The following is a 17623-nucleotide window of genomic DNA, read 5'->3' on the forward strand; positions in this document are numbered from 1 at the left end:
TGGGAATTTGTTGATTAAGAACTTGAATATTCATAAAAAACTGCAAATTTTACCCTGGAATCCGCAAACTTAATCTTCTGGTGGATGCCCGTGAATCTCCTCAAATACTGTATCAAAATTATCACGTAGATAAGTGCGCAGTTTTAGGCGGTAATCATCTTTTAACCAACTTATAAAGTTATGTGTACTCTTGCTAATACACTGAGAGTACTTCTCAATACGGTGGTCGATATCGTCACCCAACATTTTTGCAAGTCCGAGGGCATCGTAAACGTCTTCGCTGTTTTCGATGCAAATATAGGCGTGCTGTGCAATGGAGCGTTCCAGCACAACTTTACTCGATTCACCTTTAAAAGTAGCTTCTTGATAGGTTTCCTTAATATCAAAATAAACCTCTTTACTATTTGCAAATTCTGCACGAAGCTCATCGGGCATTTCGTACCTAAAATGGCTTTCCAGTTCCTCATCGCTCAGCAAACGGTCCATGTAATAATCGGGAGAGCGGAAGATTGCCTGCCAATCCAGAGGCGCTTCCCAAGGTCCAAAACGCTGGTAGTTGTTACCCAGATCGATCACGGAAAACTTCGACTTGTTGTTCAAAATACGTGAACCCCGGCCAATCATTTGGAAATATAACGTCAATGAACGGGTCGCCCTATTTAGAATAATGGTATCAATAGTAGGCTCATCAAAACCTGTAGTCAAAATACTCACTGAAGTCAATATAGCATCTGGCGTTTCATGAAACCATTTTAAAATTTGCTTTCGTTGCTTTTTGGTAGCGGTATTATCCAAGTGCATAATGGGCAAACCTTCCGCTTTTAAATGGTAATACACCTGAATGGAAGTATTGATCCCGTTGTTAAAAATTAAGGTCTTTTTTCCTTTTGAATGGTTTAAATAAGCCTGATATAGCTGATCCAGCATACCCACTGCAGAGTATAAGTCATCCGAAGATTTAACGGTATAATCACCATTGGAGCCAATTTCAAGGGAAGTGAGCCCCATATTGTATTGAAAAACTTCAACTTCGGCCAAAAACTCGTTCTCAATTAAAGATTGAATGCTTTCGCCAACAATGAGTTCGTCATAATTATCCTTCATTGGTAGATTGCGATTGGAACTCAAAGGAGTTGCCGTAACACCAAGTATAAACGATTTTTCAAAAAATTTAAAAAGCTTCGTAAACGAATTGTAATGCGCTTCATCAATAATTACCAGACCAATATCTGATATGTCAAGTTTGTTATCATTCAAACGGTTGTTTAGGGTTTCCACCATTGCAACAAAGCAGCTGTACTTTTCTTGATCATCCAAGTTTGCGGTGCTGTTAACCACTTTGTTTACGACGCCAAAGCTGGTGAGCATTTCCGAAGTCTGCTTGCAAAGTTCCACACGGTGGGTCATCACAAGTACTTTTTTGTTGTGGTTTTTTAAATATTGACGGACAATTTCCGAAAAGATAACCGTTTTTCCGCCACCTGTGGGTAATTGGTAAAGCAAATGATAATCATCTGGCGCGGTCTCAAACTTTTCAAATATCTTGTCTATAGCTCCCTTTTGGTAGCTATATAGCTCTTTGTCTGTTTTTTTTTCTTGAATCGCGTCTTTGGTCTCAGTCATAAAAATCCTCATTTTGCAGGATTGCAAAATTACATCCTTTTATAGGTTTTAAAAGAAGAAATGCCAGATTTATTACGAACGAATTTTCTGATGTTCTATTCCGACTTTGTCTTTAAGTAAAGTTGCTCCACTTTTTCGCGCGCCCAAGGCGTTTTCCGAAGAAACTTTGGGCTCGATTTAATAGACGGATTGCTATTAAAGGAATTCATCTTTATCTTTTCACCCAAAACCTCCCAACCATAATATTCCACAAGGTATTCAAGAATATCCGCCAGTTTAATTCCGTGCAAGGGGTTATTGGGTTGTTGGTTATCCATAGTCTATTTTTTACCAATCAATCGGCCTGTAATCTTTTAAAAACTTTCCGCTCCAGTGTTTTCCAGTGTTTATACCATCAATCAAGGGATCCATAACACGGGCGGCACCATCAACAATATCAAGCGGTGGCTGAAAATCGTGCAGTTCGATTTTTCGCTGTGCAAGTTCTACCGGATCTTCATCTGTCACCCAGCCAGTATCTACGGCATTAATGTAAATACCTTCCTTGGCAAGACTGCCCGCAGCGGTATGGGTAAGCATATTGAGCGCCGCCTTTGCCATATTGGTGTGCGGGTGGCGGTCTTCCTTAAAAAACCGATGGAATTTTCCTTCCATTGCCGAAACGTTTATAATGTGCTTTTTACCTGTGTTTTCCTTCTTCATAATCTCTCCCAAACGGTTGCAAAGCACAAAAGGTGCTATTGAGTTTACCAATTGAACCTCAATCATTTCAGTAGTTTCAATTTCACCAAGCCTTAAACGCCAACTATTTGTTTTTCTTAAGTCAACTTGTTGCAGATCGGCATCCAATTTGCCTTCGGGAAAAACTTCTTTTGCACTCAAGGATTTGTCAAAACTATACGGAATCTGCGAAAGTTTTGCCGATGCGCGAATACCGATACCCGGTTCTGCACCATGCCAAGTTACGGGTAAATTTTTATTTGAATTTTTCACCATCTCTGTACTGATGGTTTTTAATTCGTACAAACAATTGATGTGATCTTTGAGCAAATCTTTCACAAATTGCGGATGTTCCTCAAAAGGCATCTCTTCCCGACCCATTAAATGTTGGTAGAAACCTGCTGGCCTGCGTACGGTTTGTGCGGCATTATTAATAAGTATGTCTAGATTTTCATATTTCTGCTCAATATAATTACAGAAAATTTCTACGCTTGGAATATGCCGAAGGTCCAAACCGTGAATCTTCAAACGGTCTGCCCATTGGTGGAAATCTTCTTCCTGTGCAAAACGATAGGCAGAATCCGCCGGAAATCGTGTTGTGGCTATAACGGTAGCTCCTGCTCTAAGAAGCATTAACGAAATATGGTAACCTATTTTTAAGCGGGAACCGGTGACTACCGCTACTTGTCCAGTTAAATCGGCTGTTTGGAAACGTTTTGCGTAATTGAAATCGCCACACTCTGTACACATAGTATCGTAAAAGTGATGTAGTTTGGAATAGAGGGTTTTACAGACATAGCAATTTCGCGGGGTTTCAAGCTCAAGTTCTTTTTTGGAAATCAAATCTGCTGCCCGCAAGAGTTTTGGGGCAACAAAAACAACATTTTCGCGAGCACTTCGTATTCCAGTTTCTTTTCGGGCGGTTCGGTCTTTATTGGCTTGCTTGCGTTTTTCAGCTTTTTTGGCATCTTTCTTTCTTCGTGAAAACTCATCGCGATTGGGCCGTGAAAGTTGACCGGATGCTTTTATTAGAGCGGTGCGCTGTTCTTTTGGGATCTCAAAAATTTGGTCCGTATTGCTGTTTAAATATTCAAGAACAGCAATACATTTTGCTATATCTTTAGTATTTATTTCTTGCTTAATTGAATTTCCGCCATCGGAGTTGTTCAAATAATCCATTTCTTCCTTTAAGAAAGTCTCTGGCATATATAAATTTTTCGCCAAATATACTCACAGTTTGATTGTGCAAAACAATTTATTTCAAATAGTGATTACAAAATGCCATTAGTTTACCAAATCGTTTTGAACATTGGCGGGAACCGGTTTATAGGATGAAAACGAAGATTTAAAAGTTGCCCTGCCCTGCGTCAATGATCGCAAATCGGTTGAAAAACCATATAGCTCGGCTTCGGGAGTCAGGCTTTTCAAAATTTGATAATTGTTGTTACTCTCTACACCCAGTATCATGGAGCGTCGTGCTTGTAAATCGGTCATGACACTTCCAACCATGTCTTCGGGTACTTTTACTGTGAGTTCCATTACGGGTTCCAAAAGCTTGGGATTGGCATTTAGAAAAGCTTCCTTGAAAGCATGTGCGCCTGCAATTTTAAAGGAAATGTCATTGGAGTCCACAGAGTGCATTTTTCCGTCATAAACCATTACGCGTACATCACGAATGTACGAACCCGTTAACGGCCCTTCTTCCATTACTTCCAAAACTCCCTTCATTATTGAGGGCAAATACCGTAGGTCTATAACTCCGCCCACAATGCAGTTATAAAAAACCAATTTTCCGCCCCAAGACAGATCCATTTCTTCTTTACCGCGAATGATAAACCCTTGCGGCTCCTCCATATTCTCATTCCAAGGCTCAATTTTTAAGTGAACTTCCGCAAACTGCCCCGAACCGCCCGACTGCTTTTTGTGCCTGTAATTTGACGTTGAAGAACGTTGAATGGTTTCACGGAATGCTATTTTAGGTTTTTCAAAACGTGCCTCTACACCATAGATATTTTTAAGCGTCCAATCTATGGTGGCAAGATGAAGGTCGCCTTGGCAGGAAAGAATAAGTTGTTTTGACTCTGCAGAAAAAGATATCTTGACCGTGGGATCTTGGCTGTGTATTTTTTTTAAAGACTCGCTCAGTTTTTCCTCGTCTTTTGTATTCACGGCAAAGACCGCTTTTTTTATTCTTGATGGTGGAAATTTTATGGGCTTGATGCTGAGCACATGATTTGGGGCCGCCAAAGTATCATTGGTCTCTGTGAATTTAAGTTTTAGGGTTGCGCCAATATCCCCAACGGTAAGTTTGTTTACGGGCTGTCTTTCTTTTCCATCCATGATGAACAGTTGGTTTATTGTCTCTGTTTCGTTATTTCTGGAATTGGATAGCTTATCATTCAAGCGCACTTCACCGCTCATCACTTTAAAGAAGGTAATTTGTCCCAGATTTGGTTGATAGACAGTTTTAAAGACGAAAAGGGCCGTGGGGCTTTCCTTTGTTGCCTTTACGGCTTTTCCATCTACGCTTTGTTCGGGCTTTAAATCTGCCGCTGCGGGCGCTACATTGTCAATAAAGCCCATCAATCTTCCTGAGCCCATATCATTCAAAGCTGAAACACAAAATACTGGGAACAGTTCGTGGTTTATCATTCCGGCTTTTATGCCTTGGCGCATTTCATCTTCATTCAAAGTGCCTTTTTCCAAAAAAAGCTCCAGTAAAGTTTCATCATTTTCTGCAGCTTTTTCTATTAATTCATTATTTAATTCCTTGGCCCATTCCTTTTGGCCATCAGGAATTTCCAGTTTCGCGGGCTTTCCTCCCTCGGGCCCAAACTTGTACATTTTCATCTTAAGTACATCCACAATGCACTGTGCGCCATCTACAACTAAAGGATACTGAATTTGCAAGGCATTATTGCCCACCAAGTTTTTTATGCTCTTAAAACTTTCGTCAAACTTCGAATTGATATGATCTATCTGGTTAATCACAAATAAAGTTGGTTTGTGGAATTTATCTATATAATTCCAAATAATTTCAGTTCCCACTTCCACACCTTGCTGTGCATTTAAAACGGTAACAATAGTATCTGCAACACGGATAGAGGAAATAATTTCACCAATGAAATCATCCAAACCGGGAGTGTCTATAATGTTTATTTTGTAATTGCGCCATTCAGTGTGCAGTGGGGTGGCAAAGACGGAGTTGCCCCGCTCGTGCTCAATGTCATGATAATCAGACACTGTATTTTTATTTTCAACTGTGCCACGGCGGTTAATAAGGCCTGCTTCAAAAAGCATGGTTTCTGCAAGTGTAGTTTTACCGCTGTTGTGGGCGCCTACGAATACTACATTTTTAATGTGTTTGTCGTCATATATTTTCATCTGTGTAAATATTATTGGTTAGTTTGTTTTCAGATGTGATGCGCCAAACACTTGTGAACAGGTTTGGACTTACTTATCTCTTAATAATCATAGAGTTATTGTAGTTTTTTTTTTGATTCTTAAATTTAAGAAATTAATTCTAAAAATCTTTCAGATTTGTATTTTTCATTTATGAGATTTAAAACCTATTTTAAGAAATCTTTGGTCACTCGTTTTTAAAAAAATCTTTTTGCCCATAAAATATTGTGAAGGCTTTAAAAAAATAATTGCCTTAGTATTAAATATTTATTAAAGTCAAGCTGTAATTATGATTGAGTCTCTTAAAGCCGTATCTTCACATAAATTAATAAAAAAACAACATGAACAATAAAGGAAAAGGATTATTAGCACTGCTTGGAGTAGCAGCCGGCGCTTTTGCATTTTGGAAATACAAAACTATGTCGCCCGAAGAGAAACAAAGATTGAAAGACAAAGCCAATGAAACTGGCAGAAAAATAAAAGAGAAAGCTGGCGAAGTGGAAGAAACAATTTCAGAAAAATACGAACAGCTTACTAATTCTGCAAGAAAAGAGGCAAATGATCTTAAAAGAAAAGCAAATGATTTGACAAATTAAGAGGCATTACTAATTAGTCTAATAAAAAAATCCCGCAAATTGCGGGATTTTTTTATTCGATTGAATTATATCACTTTTTTGTGACTTTTACGGCATTCATTCCACGCTGCCCTTTTTCAAGTTCAAAAGAGACGCTGTCATTTTCCGATATTTCATCTATAATTCCGCTTACGTGCGTAAAGTATTTTTCATTGTTTTCGTCATCAATGATAAACCCGAAGCCTTTGGAAGAATCATAAAATGATACTTTTCCCTGTCTAACGGGATCAAAAGCCTCCCGCTCACCTTCTTCTTTAGGTGGAATGCCCAGTACAATATCTTCCGCGTCAATTTCTGGTTTGAGGGATGGATCTGGCGGAGTATCGGTCAGGTTTCCGTTGTGATCAACATAAACAAAGTCAATTCCCGGAGTTTTATCAGCTTTTCGGGCTTCTTTTTTCTTTTGTTTTTCTTCTCGTTTTTTCAGCTTTGCTTTTTCTTTTTCTTTCTTACTGTATGTTTGTTGCGATTTCGCCATTTTTCATTTTTTTTTATAAAAAAAGCCATCCACGATTAGCAGATGACTTTATAAGTATTTATATGTTAGTGTTTTTTTTATTTGTTTACCTAATTGGATTTAAATTATTCATCCGATTTTTTCAAAGATACAGAAAATTAAATTGTTAAAATCACAAAAAGGGTTAAAGTATTAACAGGTAAAAAATCTACTGTTTTAACGAAAATTATTTCAACTTTTCCGAATACATTTTTCTAAGCTTTGCAAGTTTCGGTGAAATGACTGCCGTACAGTATCCCTGTGATTGGTTTTTAGCATAATAATCTTGGTGGTAATCTTCCGCTGGATGGAATTTTCCCAACGGACTCAACTCTGTAACAATAGAATTTTCATAATGGGACGCCATTTCCTTTAAAACTATTTCAGCTACCTCTTTTTGCTTTTCATTGTGATAGAAAATTACCGATCGATACTGCGTACCCCTATCTGCACCTTGTCTATTCAAAGTTGTGGGATCGTGGCTGGTCATGAAAATAATGAGCAATTCTTCAAAAGTAATTACCGATGAATCAAAAGTTAGCTGAATTACTTCGGCATGGCCCGTAAGACCGCTGCATATTTCTCGATAGGTAGGTATTCCCGGCACGTTTCCGCCAGAATAGCCCGAAACTACTTTCTCTACTCCTTTTATTTGATTGAAAATTGCTTCGGTGCACCAAAAGCATCCGCCGCCAACCGTCATTTGGTGTAAATTTTTGTCTGCCATGCTGTAATTTTATTACTTTTCCAAAGATAATTAATGCGGTATGCCATGTGCCTAAAGTATTGTTAAACCTGCTAGACTATTTTGAGGAAATTTATTCTTACGTTTTATAATGAAATTTATATCTTAGAAAAAAATTATAAAACAACCTTCCATGATTAAAAAATTATTATTTGTACTGCTTATTCTAAGCTGCTCATCACTTTTGTCACAAGAAAGACCTATTGAAATTGTGGAAGGCACAAAGGGAAACCGCTTGTTTCTCTATGCCTTGAACAAAAACGAAAAAGATCTGGATATTATAATTACAGTTGAAGGAACTAATTTTCGCCAAAGTAAAAGTGTACCACGCCCCGTCCGGGTTCCAGCTGCATCAAAGGTTTTGCTTACCAATCTAATGGTTGAAAGAGGTAAAAAAGCAAATTATACATATAAGTTGGATGTAAGTGATAGCCTTTCACGCCGCGCTTTGCGCAGGGAATTTGAGGCCATAAAAATTGATCCGAAAAAGAAAGTAATCGTTTATATTCCTGAAACTTGTACCAGTTGCGATTCCTTGGTTGCCAAGCTTGATAAAAGCCCTTATTTATATACCTCATACAGCTTTTCAGAAAAGCCTGAACTGAAAAAACAGTTGGCTCCAGCCTTTGCAAATTCAACCGTAAAAATTGATTCTGTCGTTTCACCCATTGTAAGTTTGGGGGGCGTACTGCACGTGAAAATTGAGGATTACGAGCAATTATTGGAAGAGTTAAACAAATAATTTTAGAAAGGATATCCAATTCCAAAATTAAAGACCGTTTCATTTACATCAAAATTGAAACCTTCTTCGGTGGAGGGATCGTGGAATGGCGCAGCAAAATCAAAGCGAATTACAAAACCCTGCACGTCAACCCGAAGTCCTACTCCAGCCCCCATTCCCAGTTCATTTATAAAATTGGATGTGAATTTATCTGCACCATGGTAAACTGGGTTTGCTTTGGAATTCCAGATATTTCCGGCATCGGCAAAGACAGCACCTTTTAAATATGAAATTATAGGAAACCTGTACTCAATATTGGCTTCTAGCCTAATATTTCCGGTTTGGTCAAAATAGTTATTCTCTGGATTCTCCGCATCGTTATAAGTTCCTGGCCCTAATGAGCGTATTCTGAAGGCCCTAACACTATACGGCCCTCCTGAATAATATTGTTTAACATAAGGGATAATATCACTATTACCATACGCATATCCATAGCCGCCAAAGAGTCGGGTTGCGATAACTTGTTCTTTTCCAAAGTTGAAATGATATCTGAAATCTGCATCAAACTTGGCAAATTGCGCATACTCCAATCCCAAAAATTCCTTCTTCCCCATTTCGTTTTCCTTTCCGAATAGGCTGATGCTATTTCCGGCCACATCAACCGTAGCGTTCAGAAAAAATTGGTTCTTTTTGGCGGTATCTACCATGCCATTATAAGTAAAAGAATAGTTTAGCCCAGAAATAAATTGCTGGTCGAAGCTTCTTTTCAGAAAAGGATTTTCATCCAAAATTTCCTCAAATTCAGGACTTGTATTCGAAGGTTTTGTATAATTGATGGAAATGGGAATAATCTCATGGGTAACGTATTTGTTTGCCTGCCATATATACCCAAACTGAGCCGTGCCCGAAAGTAGAGTGTATAATTTTGTTCTGCTGAGATAATCTACCCCCACACTGGTTTTTGTCTTCGGAATAGCATATTCAAAGAAATCTGTATCAATTTTAATGGGGAAAATAACCCTTGGAAAAATAAGCTCAGATTTCAATCCAAGATTGATACTCGTGTTTCCACTATTGCTTCCACTGCCAAGTTGTACCTCATATCCAAAACTTGCCGTGGTATTTAAAGTTTCACCCCCATTGAATAGATTTCTATTGCTGTAAGTTACGGCCAATCCTGGGCCGGCAAAGCTGTTGGATTTTGTAACGGCCTGTAATTCTGCACGGATTGCGCGTTTGTTTAAAGGTGAAAGAAAAATATTCGCTTCCAAAATTCCCAAACTATCGGTTAGTGAAGAGTCTTTCTCTTTGTACTGAATGTTTACAAATTTATAAGCTCCAATCGTGGCGAGCCGCCTAGAGGTATTTCGGGAGTCTTCGGGACTGTAAAACTGTCCTTCCTCTAAAGTAATGAAAGGATCTAAATATTTGGGATTAAAAAAATCTGCGCTGTTTATAAAGTTTTTTTCGTTAAATCGGGTAACCTCAGTAGTTGTTGTGTCTTGGCTGTTGTAGTTTGCGTAAACGTTTATTTTTGAAATTTTATACGGAACAATTGCTTTATTGGGCACTTCCTTTTTCAATCGAAGATACAAATCGAACTTTTTTCTATCATACTGATTGGTATCTGCTTCAAAAATTAGAAAATTAGCATTAAAGTTATAGTAACCATTGTGTTTTAAATCGTTATCTATTCGCTCCCGTTCCAATTTCATGTTGGAAAGATCGAAGCGCATTCCTTTGCTTAATTTTGTCTTGCCCACACTCTGTTTTATTTCGGAATAAATTGGCCGGGGCAATGAATCCAATTGATAACTGGCAATGGTATATGGAGTTGGGGCCTTCACTGTGTAATTTATGGAAGCCTCCATTTCTTTTTCCTCAAATTCAGAACTTATTTGGCTATAAAAGAACCCTCTATTCTCCATTCTATTCCGTAGTATTTCCTCTACCTCAAAAGGTTTAACGTCACTTTGGTACACGGGCTCTTCGCCTATTCTCTTATAAAAAAAACGATTTATAAATCCTGGATTTTGCTGTTGCATTTTATAGTAGAAATGAAGACCGGGACGCATTCCCAGAAATTTACTGTTAGGTTCGGGACGCAATGCTTCTTCTAAAACGGTCTCAAGATTTTCTTTGTTATCTATTACCGAATCAGATTTAATTTCCACTGAAGCACCTGTATACAATCGCTCATCTTCCGGAATAAACTTTTTCACAGCACAAGACTGCAATAGTAGAAATACCGTTAAAAAAATAACTGTTATTTTATGATTTTCCGTCACAGGAAGTGTTTGTTTTTAATTAGTTATACTTTCAAAAAGACATTTATTATTTGTTTTCCACACGAGTTGATTCTTCAGGGTTTTGGGAACTGTCTTTATCTTTTTGTTTATTTTCTGCTGCTTCTTTCTTTTTTTGTTCTTCAGCTTCCTTTCTTCTAGCCTTTTCCTTTTTGGTTTCCCCTCGAAGCAGTGCTTGCCAGAATTCATCAAATTTGTTGAATTCTTGAGTGAAGATCAATGCTATTCCGCTCACTATTGTCTGCCCGTCCACAATATTTTCAAATTCATTCTTTCTGAAACCTTTTAATCTGTAACGTCCGTTTTCGGTCAGCAAATATTCCAAGGTTACATTACCAATCAGCGGTGCTGGCTCATTGGTGGAGCCGCTGCCTTGAATATCCACTGCACTGCCCACACGCACTATTAATCTGTCGTTGAAAAGCTTCTTTTGTGCGGCTATGTCCAATTGTGTTCTTTGCTCAGCAATTTCTCCTTGGTAATCGGTATAACTATCCAAACCGAAATCCAGTTCCACGCCGGTACTGCCCAATAATTTATCTGAAAATACATTTAATTGGTCTGAAATGGCATCGTTTAAATTATCTCGGGCAACGGTTGCAAAACCGCCGCTACTGCCGTCACTACCTGGCTCTGGATAAAACCTGCCAAGTACCAAAAGGGAAAATACCTGCCTATTAAGTTCGTCCTGCTGTGTGTTTAATTGTTGCAGTCTGCCATAAACCTGCCCCCCTATTGCACCTTGCTCATCTTCAAGCATATTAATGTCAAAACCTATAACGGGTTGTGTAAGTTGACCTTCAATATTTAAATAAACGTTGAATGGCAAAACTTGTTTGAATTTATTTTTAACACTGGGATCTGCTCCTGAGGTTACTGGCGCCATTAAAGGTGAGGCGGAAGCTTTTACTGTATATATTGCTTTAACATCAAGCTTTGCGTCAAAAGGATCTCCGGACCAGGTTACCCTGCTTTCTGGTGAAAGCTCAAATCTTCGATTTACCAAACTGTATAAATTCATCTCATAATGTCCACCTTCAATGTCATACACACCGCTTAAAGTCATCCTTCCGTTCGGATTCATATTGAAATCGAATTCACCATCACCGAAAACCTCAAAATTATCACCAGTCTCTTTATCAATGATGATGGTGATCTTTGCTGCTTTGCCAATTCTTAAAAGTGCATTTACATCTATGCCACTAACGGTAGCAGTTTTTTCTAAATTTTTGGTTAAAATAGCATCTGGATTTTCGCGATTAACAAAAATAACTACGCCATCTCTTTCCTCTATGGCAACTGCAGAAGAGGGTAAAACATAGGTAACGTCGGTTTCATCATTTACTGAAATCTGTGCATTCAGTTTGGGAATTTGAAGATCTCCCGTTAATGTCGCGTCAGCATCAAAAGAGGCTTTTCCATATATGAAATCATTATCATCTTTGGTTGCATTAAGTACTTGGAAATTTTCTGCATTCAATTTTACATCAAACGTTGGGTTCAAAAGTTTTTCAGTACCCACATTTCCGCTCATAACCAGCTCATTGCCATTTTCGTCAAGAACCGTAAAATTGTCCATTGCCAGACCATCATTGTTTATACGAAGAATTTCATTGGGAAAGGTAAATGGCGCATTCAGCTTTGTAATGGTAAAATCGGCATTTTTAAAATTAAGGCTTCCATTATATTCAGGGGAAAGGGTTGTTCCTGCAACTTCAAATTTACCCGAAAAACTACTATCGGTATTTTTTACCTCTCCCATGGTAAATCCTTCCAGAGCACTCATTTTGAATTCATTTATATCCAAATCCAAATTTAATTTTGCATCGGTTTGTGTTGCAACATAATCTCCGGTAAGGTCTAGATCTACTTCACCTTCCTTGAGCGCTAAATCAAAATCGTAACTATTTCCCCCTTTTGATTTAGCGTCTACTGTCAAAATTCCCAGATCTACGTCCAGAAGATTTAATTTCTCAACTGAAATATCTGCCAACATTCCTGCATTTCCAAAGGGTTCAACAATGGCAAGATTTCCGTTCAAGCTTCCTTTTGCAAGCTCTTCAGCGGGATTTAAATAATTTAGAATTTCACTTAATTTGAAATTTTCAAAAGTAATGGCAGCGTGCTGTTTCGCAACTCCCGGCAGGTTGTTGGATAATTCAACAACAGAATTATTTTGACTAAACCGAAAATTATTAAACTCCAAAGTATTATTGGTGTAGATAACTTCATTATCTGTGGGCGTTTGCCAGAGATTTTTATCCAAAATTATATCATCTGGTAATACATGAAAACGAAGCCTATCCGAAGTTCCAGTAATTTGCGACTGTATATTTATCAAAGTACTATCGTTATAAACTGAATTAAACGTGAGGTTAAGTTCTCCATTTTGTTGACTGCCTGTAACTTTTGTCTTGGGAATATCCAATGGGCCGCCTTTGAGACTCTTAAAACCTAAATCGAAAACAAATTTATCGGTATCGGTATCCATTCTGAAAGCTAGACTGTCCAATTCGTTTCCTCCATAATTTATATGTGGGGCAGTAATATCTGCCTTTAATTTTCGGGCAGCTTCATCAAAGGCCACGTCAATTTTAATGGTATCCAAGTCTTTAACGTTTACCAGGAAAACTTCATTTAAAACCGGCGCTTCTACTATCTTTCCCTTTATATCAAGTTTTACGGGACTGTGTAGGGTATCAGCAAATTTTACCTGCTTAGAAAAATAGCTGGAAATATGCCGTTGAACCGAACGGCTAAAAGTTTCGGGGTCTGTATTGCTTTCCAGACTTAATTCTATCATTTTGTTATCGAGCCAAATGGAAGTAGTGTCACTGCGCACATGAGCCGTAGCCAAAATTTCACCCACCAAATAACTTCTGTTGTCGTACACCACTACCCCATCACCCACCGTTGAAATTACATCAAAACCATCTTCATTTCCTTCAAAATCGGCATCCAGTTTAAAAGCCGTTCTTACATCGCGAGTCATCAAACCAAGCGCCTGTAGATTAGCACCAATAACGTTTAAATGTGCACTTGCCTTTGGAGAGACCGGATCCAGTACAACATCTGCCTTTAAATCTAAATTCAGATTTTCATCTTTGTAATTTGATATTATTTCCCCTTCTCCATTTTTAATTTTCCCATTTAACTTTAAGTCTGTTATTGCATAATTATTGAAACTAAAATTACTAACAGTGGCACCCAAAGTGGCATCCAAAGTATTTAGTGTACTACCCGAACCCTCTGTTTTTAAATTGAGGCTTATTGCTCCCAACTGATCATTTTGAAGTAATTCGTTAAGCTGGTATTCCTCAATTTGCACATCTGCATCAAAAACAATTTGCCCATCATTTTTGAAATGTCCATCAATAATTACAATTCCTTGAGAAGTTTTTAATTGTGCTTTTGCATATATATCCTCTAGATTTCCCTCTGCGCTTCCACTCAGCGAAATATTCTGCGGAAGATTTACCCCAAGCTCTTTTTCATTAATAAATTTAATAAGATCGGCACGCTTGGTTAGGGCGGAAAATCTAGGAATATCAAATTTCAGATTGTCGGGTTTCGTCATATTTTGAATAAAACCGTTGGCAGAAATTCTGGTACTATTTCCCCAGCGGAGATTCATATTTGGAATCTGCATTGAAGAAAGATAACCCGAGGCTACAACCTCTCCCGAAAGATACTTTTTGCTGAGTGTAGCTAAATATTCATTCTTTTTAAGATCGGGTTGAAATTTGAAGATATCTTTTAAGTTTATCTGAAATGATGGAATGTTCAACGCCATTTTAGATTGCTCCGGCGCTTCCATTAAAGCTTGAAGTGAAGGATAATCAAAGTGCAAGTTTCCCTTCACTTTATTGTCGTTCAGGGCAAGATTTAAATTATTTATTTCAATAAAGTTGTCTGTTGCCTCAAATTGCAGTGAAAGCTCTTTTAGGTAATAACCTGAGCCTTCTTCAAAAGCAAGTTCCTCCAGCTGCATTCCAGCTTTTTTCTCTTTAAGGAAAACCTCTTTTGCCTGCAGATTCAGGTTTTTCAATTCTATAGCATTTGGATTGAAAGCATCCTGTTTTACTTGATTGTTGCCAACAAAATAACTGATGTTGTTACCTTCAAAATCAATTGCTGCGATATCGACTTTGAAATCTGGCCATTCAAATTCTTGAGTGTTTTCCGAAACATCGTCCGCTTCCGCTTCTGCATTTTTAGCAATGCCGTTTGTATCTGTACGTACGGTAATTATCGAATTTTTTAAATTGAAAGCTCCAATCGCGATAGCGTTATGGGGCAAATCGGCTTTTTCCAATTCAAGATACATGGTAGAGATTTCCAGATTTGCGGCTATTCTATCGCCATACGATTGATAATCTATAAATACATTCTTAAGCTTCAATTCATCAATGGCTAAATACGGCAAAGGAGGATCTTCACCGGTGGAAGGTATTGGGGACTGAATGTAATTTATCCGGGTATTGGAAAGCGATCCTTCCGAAGCACGAAAATCCATCTTTTCAAAATCGTTTTTTTCTATTTGCAACGCTAGTGCACCAACCTTAAACTTGCTGTCTATTCCAAGTACTGCATCGGTAAAAGTTACGTCAAAATCTGTCAGAAGAATTTCCGCTAAAACAATATCCATTGCCGCCGATGTGGTATCACTGGCCACTGTGGTGGTATCGGCGGGAGCAAATGCATCAATAAGAAACTGGAAGTTATATCCACTCACGGAATCTTTTCTAACAATATGGGCGCGCACCCCATCCCAATCCAGATAATTCACTCCAATACCATTCCCACGGATAATGGGCAGCAAGGGCACATCTGCTTCCAATGATTTTGAATAAATTAAAGTGTCCCCTTTTTTGTCTTCAAGATAAAGCCCCTCCAGTACAATATTTCCGCCAAAAGTGATGAAGAGTCTGTCAATTTCAACGTTTGTATTTGTTTTGCCAGAAACATATTCAACGGCTTCCTGAACAATTATGTTTTGTCCCCACGGACTTCGAATAAAAAGGATAAGAAGTATAAAAAGGATAATTAAAACTGCAAAAATTCTACCGAGGATTCTTAAAAACCGGTAATCTATCTTTGATTTTTTCTTTTTTTTCTTTTTCTCTTCCAAATGCAATTATTGGTGGTATTCAAAAATATAAAAAATACCCGCCAATACTACGTCCGTTCCCCTATAGAATCAGCGTTTCTATATAAAATTTTGTTAAATCTCAAGAAAGCTGGACTGAAAAATCACTCCATCGTTAATTTCTTATCATACATCAATGTGGAAATATATAATGCCAAATACCTTTGTTGTATAAAATAATTAATAACCAAAAGATATTAGCTATGAGTGATAACAAAAAAACAACTTGGAAGATTGACACCGCACATTCAGAAATCAATTTTAAGGTAAAGCATATGATGATTTCGACCGTGACCGGAAGTTTTGAAAAATTTGACGGAAAAATTGAAACGAGTGAAGATGATTTCAAAGATGCCCACTTTACCTTTTATGCTGAAATTGATTCAATAAACACAAATAATAAGGATAGGGATACACATTTAAAAAGTGATGATTTTTTCGGAGCGGAAAATAATCCAGAACTTACATTTAAATCCAAATCTTTTGATGGAGAGAAAATAGTGGGGACAATTACGATAAAAGGCGTTTCACAAGAAATAACGATGGATGCCAATTACAATGGAACTGCGGTGGATCCTTACGGCCAGACCAAAGCCGGCTTTGAATTTGAAGGCAGCCTAAACCGAAAAGACTTTGGGTTAACCTGGAGCGCCGTGACCGAAGCGGGAAATGTAGTAGTTAGCGATAAAGTAAAATTGATTGCTTCGCTACAATATATAAAACAATAAATTTTTAAAAATTACTTTTTCCTTTTTAATCGGGAGTTTTGTTTCCTATAAATAAAGCTCCCGATTTTACATGATAGTTTATGGATTTTATCCCAACCAACTCTTAACATACATCAATGGAATACAGTTATTTGCGATGTAATTTTACAGTAAAACATAAAAATATATACACAAATGAAAACACGAAAATTAGAACGCGTATTAACTCCACCTCCCCCACATATGGTTGGCGATGGGTTTAGGGTTCACCAATATATTCCTGGAGGTCTGGGGGCAGGTTTTGAAAGAATGGATCCGTTTATAATGATGGATTACAACAGCAAGTTTTATTTTTCACCTACTGATAAACCTCGTGGTGTAGATGTGCACCCACATCGCGGATTTGAAACCGTAACCATTGCCTACAAAGGAAGTGTTGCGCACCACGATAGCGCTGGAAATAGCGGGGTAATAGCAGAAGGAGATGTACAATGGATGACGGCTGCCTCGGGGATACTACACAAAGAATATCACGAAAAGAATTTCAGCAAAGCTGGCGGTGATTTTCAAATGGTGCAGTTATGGATAAACCTTCCTGCTAAGTACAAAATGACCGCTCCAAAATACCAAGGACTCACAAATGCAGAAATGAAAAAGGTACAACTTCCCAATAATGCAGGAATTGTAGAAGTAATAGCCGGAGAATTTAATGGTGAAAAAGGGCCAGCCTTTACTTTTACACCCGTGCATATGCTAAATGCAAAGTTGAACAAAAACGGAAATGCAACCTTTAGCTTTCCCGAAACCTTTAACACTGTAATTTTAGTGGTGGAAGGGAATATAAAAGTGAACAATTCAGAAGAAATAAAGACTGACGGCTTGGGCCTTTTTAAAAATGAGGGTGATACTTTTACCATTGAAGCTCTGGATAATGCAGTAGTCTTAGTGCTTAGCGGCCAACCAATAAACGAGCCAATAGCCGCACAAGGCCCATTTGTAATGAATACCCGCGCAGAGCTTATTCAAGCAATCAGTGATTTCAATATGGGAAAATTTGGATATTTGGAATAATAAATTTGAGTAACTTTAAAGGACGCAAATTATTTGGTTGAACGCATT

At 38.0% G+C, this 17623-nt stretch carries 12 protein-coding genes; 4 read left to right on the forward strand and 8 right to left on the reverse strand.

Annotation, left to right across the window (positions count from 1 at the left end):
* Positions 1-69: 69 nt before the first annotated feature.
* From JK629_RS13100 to JK629_RS13115, 4 genes are all read right to left on the reverse strand, one after another.
* Positions 70-1623 carry a DEAD/DEAH box helicase gene (locus JK629_RS13100; protein WP_202336061.1) on the reverse strand — a complete coding sequence of 518 codons (1554 nt, stop codon included), beginning with the start codon at positions 1621-1623 and terminating at the stop codon, positions 70-72.
* A gap of 95 nt (positions 1624-1718) precedes the next feature.
* Positions 1719-1940, reverse strand: coding sequence for a VF530 family protein (locus JK629_RS13105; RefSeq protein WP_202336062.1), 222 nt, complete (start codon positions 1938-1940; stop codon positions 1719-1721).
* A 10-nt stretch (positions 1941-1950) separates the two neighbouring features.
* A complete protein-coding gene (locus JK629_RS13110) occupies positions 1951-3549 on the reverse strand; it encodes an SDR family NAD(P)-dependent oxidoreductase (protein WP_394369417.1) in 1599 nt (532 codons plus the stop codon).
* A 78-nt stretch (positions 3550-3627) separates the two neighbouring features.
* Entirely contained in the window at positions 3628-5727 is a 2100-nt protein-coding gene (locus JK629_RS13115) for an elongation factor G (protein ID WP_202336063.1), read from the reverse strand.
* A 359-nt stretch (positions 5728-6086) separates the two neighbouring features.
* Between JK629_RS13115 and JK629_RS13120 the strand changes: the two genes are divergently transcribed.
* Positions 6087-6341 carry a YtxH domain-containing protein gene (locus tag JK629_RS13120; protein WP_202336064.1) on the forward strand — a complete coding sequence of 85 codons (255 nt, stop codon included), beginning with the start codon at positions 6087-6089 and terminating at the stop codon, positions 6339-6341.
* A 70-nt stretch (positions 6342-6411) separates the two neighbouring features.
* Here the strand turns inward: JK629_RS13120 and JK629_RS13125 are convergent, their stop codons facing one another.
* Both JK629_RS13125 and msrA read right to left on the reverse strand, forming a co-directional pair.
* Positions 6412-6858 (reverse strand): cold-shock protein, encoded by a 447-nt coding sequence (locus JK629_RS13125; protein ID WP_202336065.1) that lies wholly within the window; start codon positions 6856-6858, stop codon positions 6412-6414.
* 205 nt (positions 6859-7063) lie between these two features.
* Positions 7064-7603: a peptide-methionine (S)-S-oxide reductase MsrA gene (gene msrA, locus JK629_RS13130; protein ID WP_202336066.1), complete on the reverse strand. Its 540-nt coding sequence runs from the start codon at positions 7601-7603 to the stop codon at positions 7064-7066.
* Positions 7604-7754: 151 nt separating this feature from the next.
* On the opposite strand from msrA, the gene JK629_RS13135 reads away from it, so the two are divergent.
* Positions 7755-8363, forward strand: coding sequence for a hypothetical protein (locus JK629_RS13135; protein WP_202336067.1), 609 nt, complete (start codon positions 7755-7757; stop codon positions 8361-8363).
* A 2-nt stretch (positions 8364-8365) separates the two neighbouring features.
* Here JK629_RS13135 and tamL read toward each other — a convergent pair whose 3' ends face one another.
* Both tamL and JK629_RS13145 read right to left on the reverse strand, forming a co-directional pair.
* On the reverse strand, positions 8366-10630 hold the full coding sequence (gene tamL / locus JK629_RS13140; protein ID WP_202336068.1) for a translocation and assembly module lipoprotein TamL: 2265 nt from the start codon (positions 10628-10630) through the stop codon (positions 8366-8368).
* 46 nt (positions 10631-10676) lie between these two features.
* Entirely contained in the window at positions 10677-15779 is a 5103-nt protein-coding gene (locus JK629_RS13145; protein ID WP_202336069.1) for a translocation/assembly module TamB domain-containing protein, read from the reverse strand.
* Between the two features lie 221 nt (positions 15780-16000).
* On the opposite strand from JK629_RS13145, the gene JK629_RS13150 reads away from it, so the two are divergent.
* Positions 16001-16525, forward strand: a complete 525-nt coding sequence (locus tag JK629_RS13150) for a YceI family protein (protein ID WP_202336070.1) — start codon at positions 16001-16003, stop codon at positions 16523-16525.
* Between the two features lie 174 nt (positions 16526-16699).
* The gene (locus tag JK629_RS13155; protein WP_202336071.1) at positions 16700-17575 is read left to right on the forward strand and encodes a pirin family protein; all 876 of its coding nucleotides are present in this window, start codon (positions 16700-16702) and stop codon (positions 17573-17575) included.
* Positions 17576-17623: the final 48 nt, after the last annotated feature.

The organism is Aequorivita iocasae (assembly GCF_016757735.1).
Classification (GTDB): domain Bacteria; phylum Bacteroidota; class Bacteroidia; order Flavobacteriales; family Flavobacteriaceae; genus Aequorivita; species Aequorivita iocasae.

Coding starts and splice junctions, on each gene's coding strand:
- JK629_RS13150 (WP_202336070.1), top strand. CDS start 16,001: ATGAGTGATAACAAAAAAACAACTTGGAAGATTGACACCGCACATTCA.
- JK629_RS13120 (WP_202336064.1), top strand. CDS start 6,087: ATGAACAATAAAGGAAAAGGATTATTAGCACTGCTTGGAGTAGCAGCC.
- JK629_RS13105 (WP_202336062.1), bottom strand. CDS start 1,940: ATGGATAACCAACAACCCAATAACCCCTTGCACGGAATTAAACTGGCG.
- JK629_RS13100 (WP_202336061.1), bottom strand. CDS start 1,623: ATGACTGAGACCAAAGACGCGATTCAAGAAAAAAAAACAGACAAAGAG.
- JK629_RS13155 (WP_202336071.1), top strand. CDS start 16,700: ATGAAAACACGAAAATTAGAACGCGTATTAACTCCACCTCCCCCACAT.
- JK629_RS13115 (WP_202336063.1), bottom strand. CDS start 5,727: ATGAAAATATATGACGACAAACACATTAAAAATGTAGTATTCGTAGGC.
- JK629_RS13135 (WP_202336067.1), top strand. CDS start 7,755: ATGATTAAAAAATTATTATTTGTACTGCTTATTCTAAGCTGCTCATCA.
- JK629_RS13110 (WP_394369417.1), bottom strand. CDS start 3,549: ATGCCAGAGACTTTCTTAAAGGAAGAAATGGATTATTTGAACAACTCC.
- JK629_RS13125 (WP_202336065.1), bottom strand. CDS start 6,858: ATGGCGAAATCGCAACAAACATACAGTAAGAAAGAAAAAGAAAAAGCA.
- msrA (WP_202336066.1), bottom strand. CDS start 7,603: ATGGCAGACAAAAATTTACACCAAATGACGGTTGGCGGCGGATGCTTT.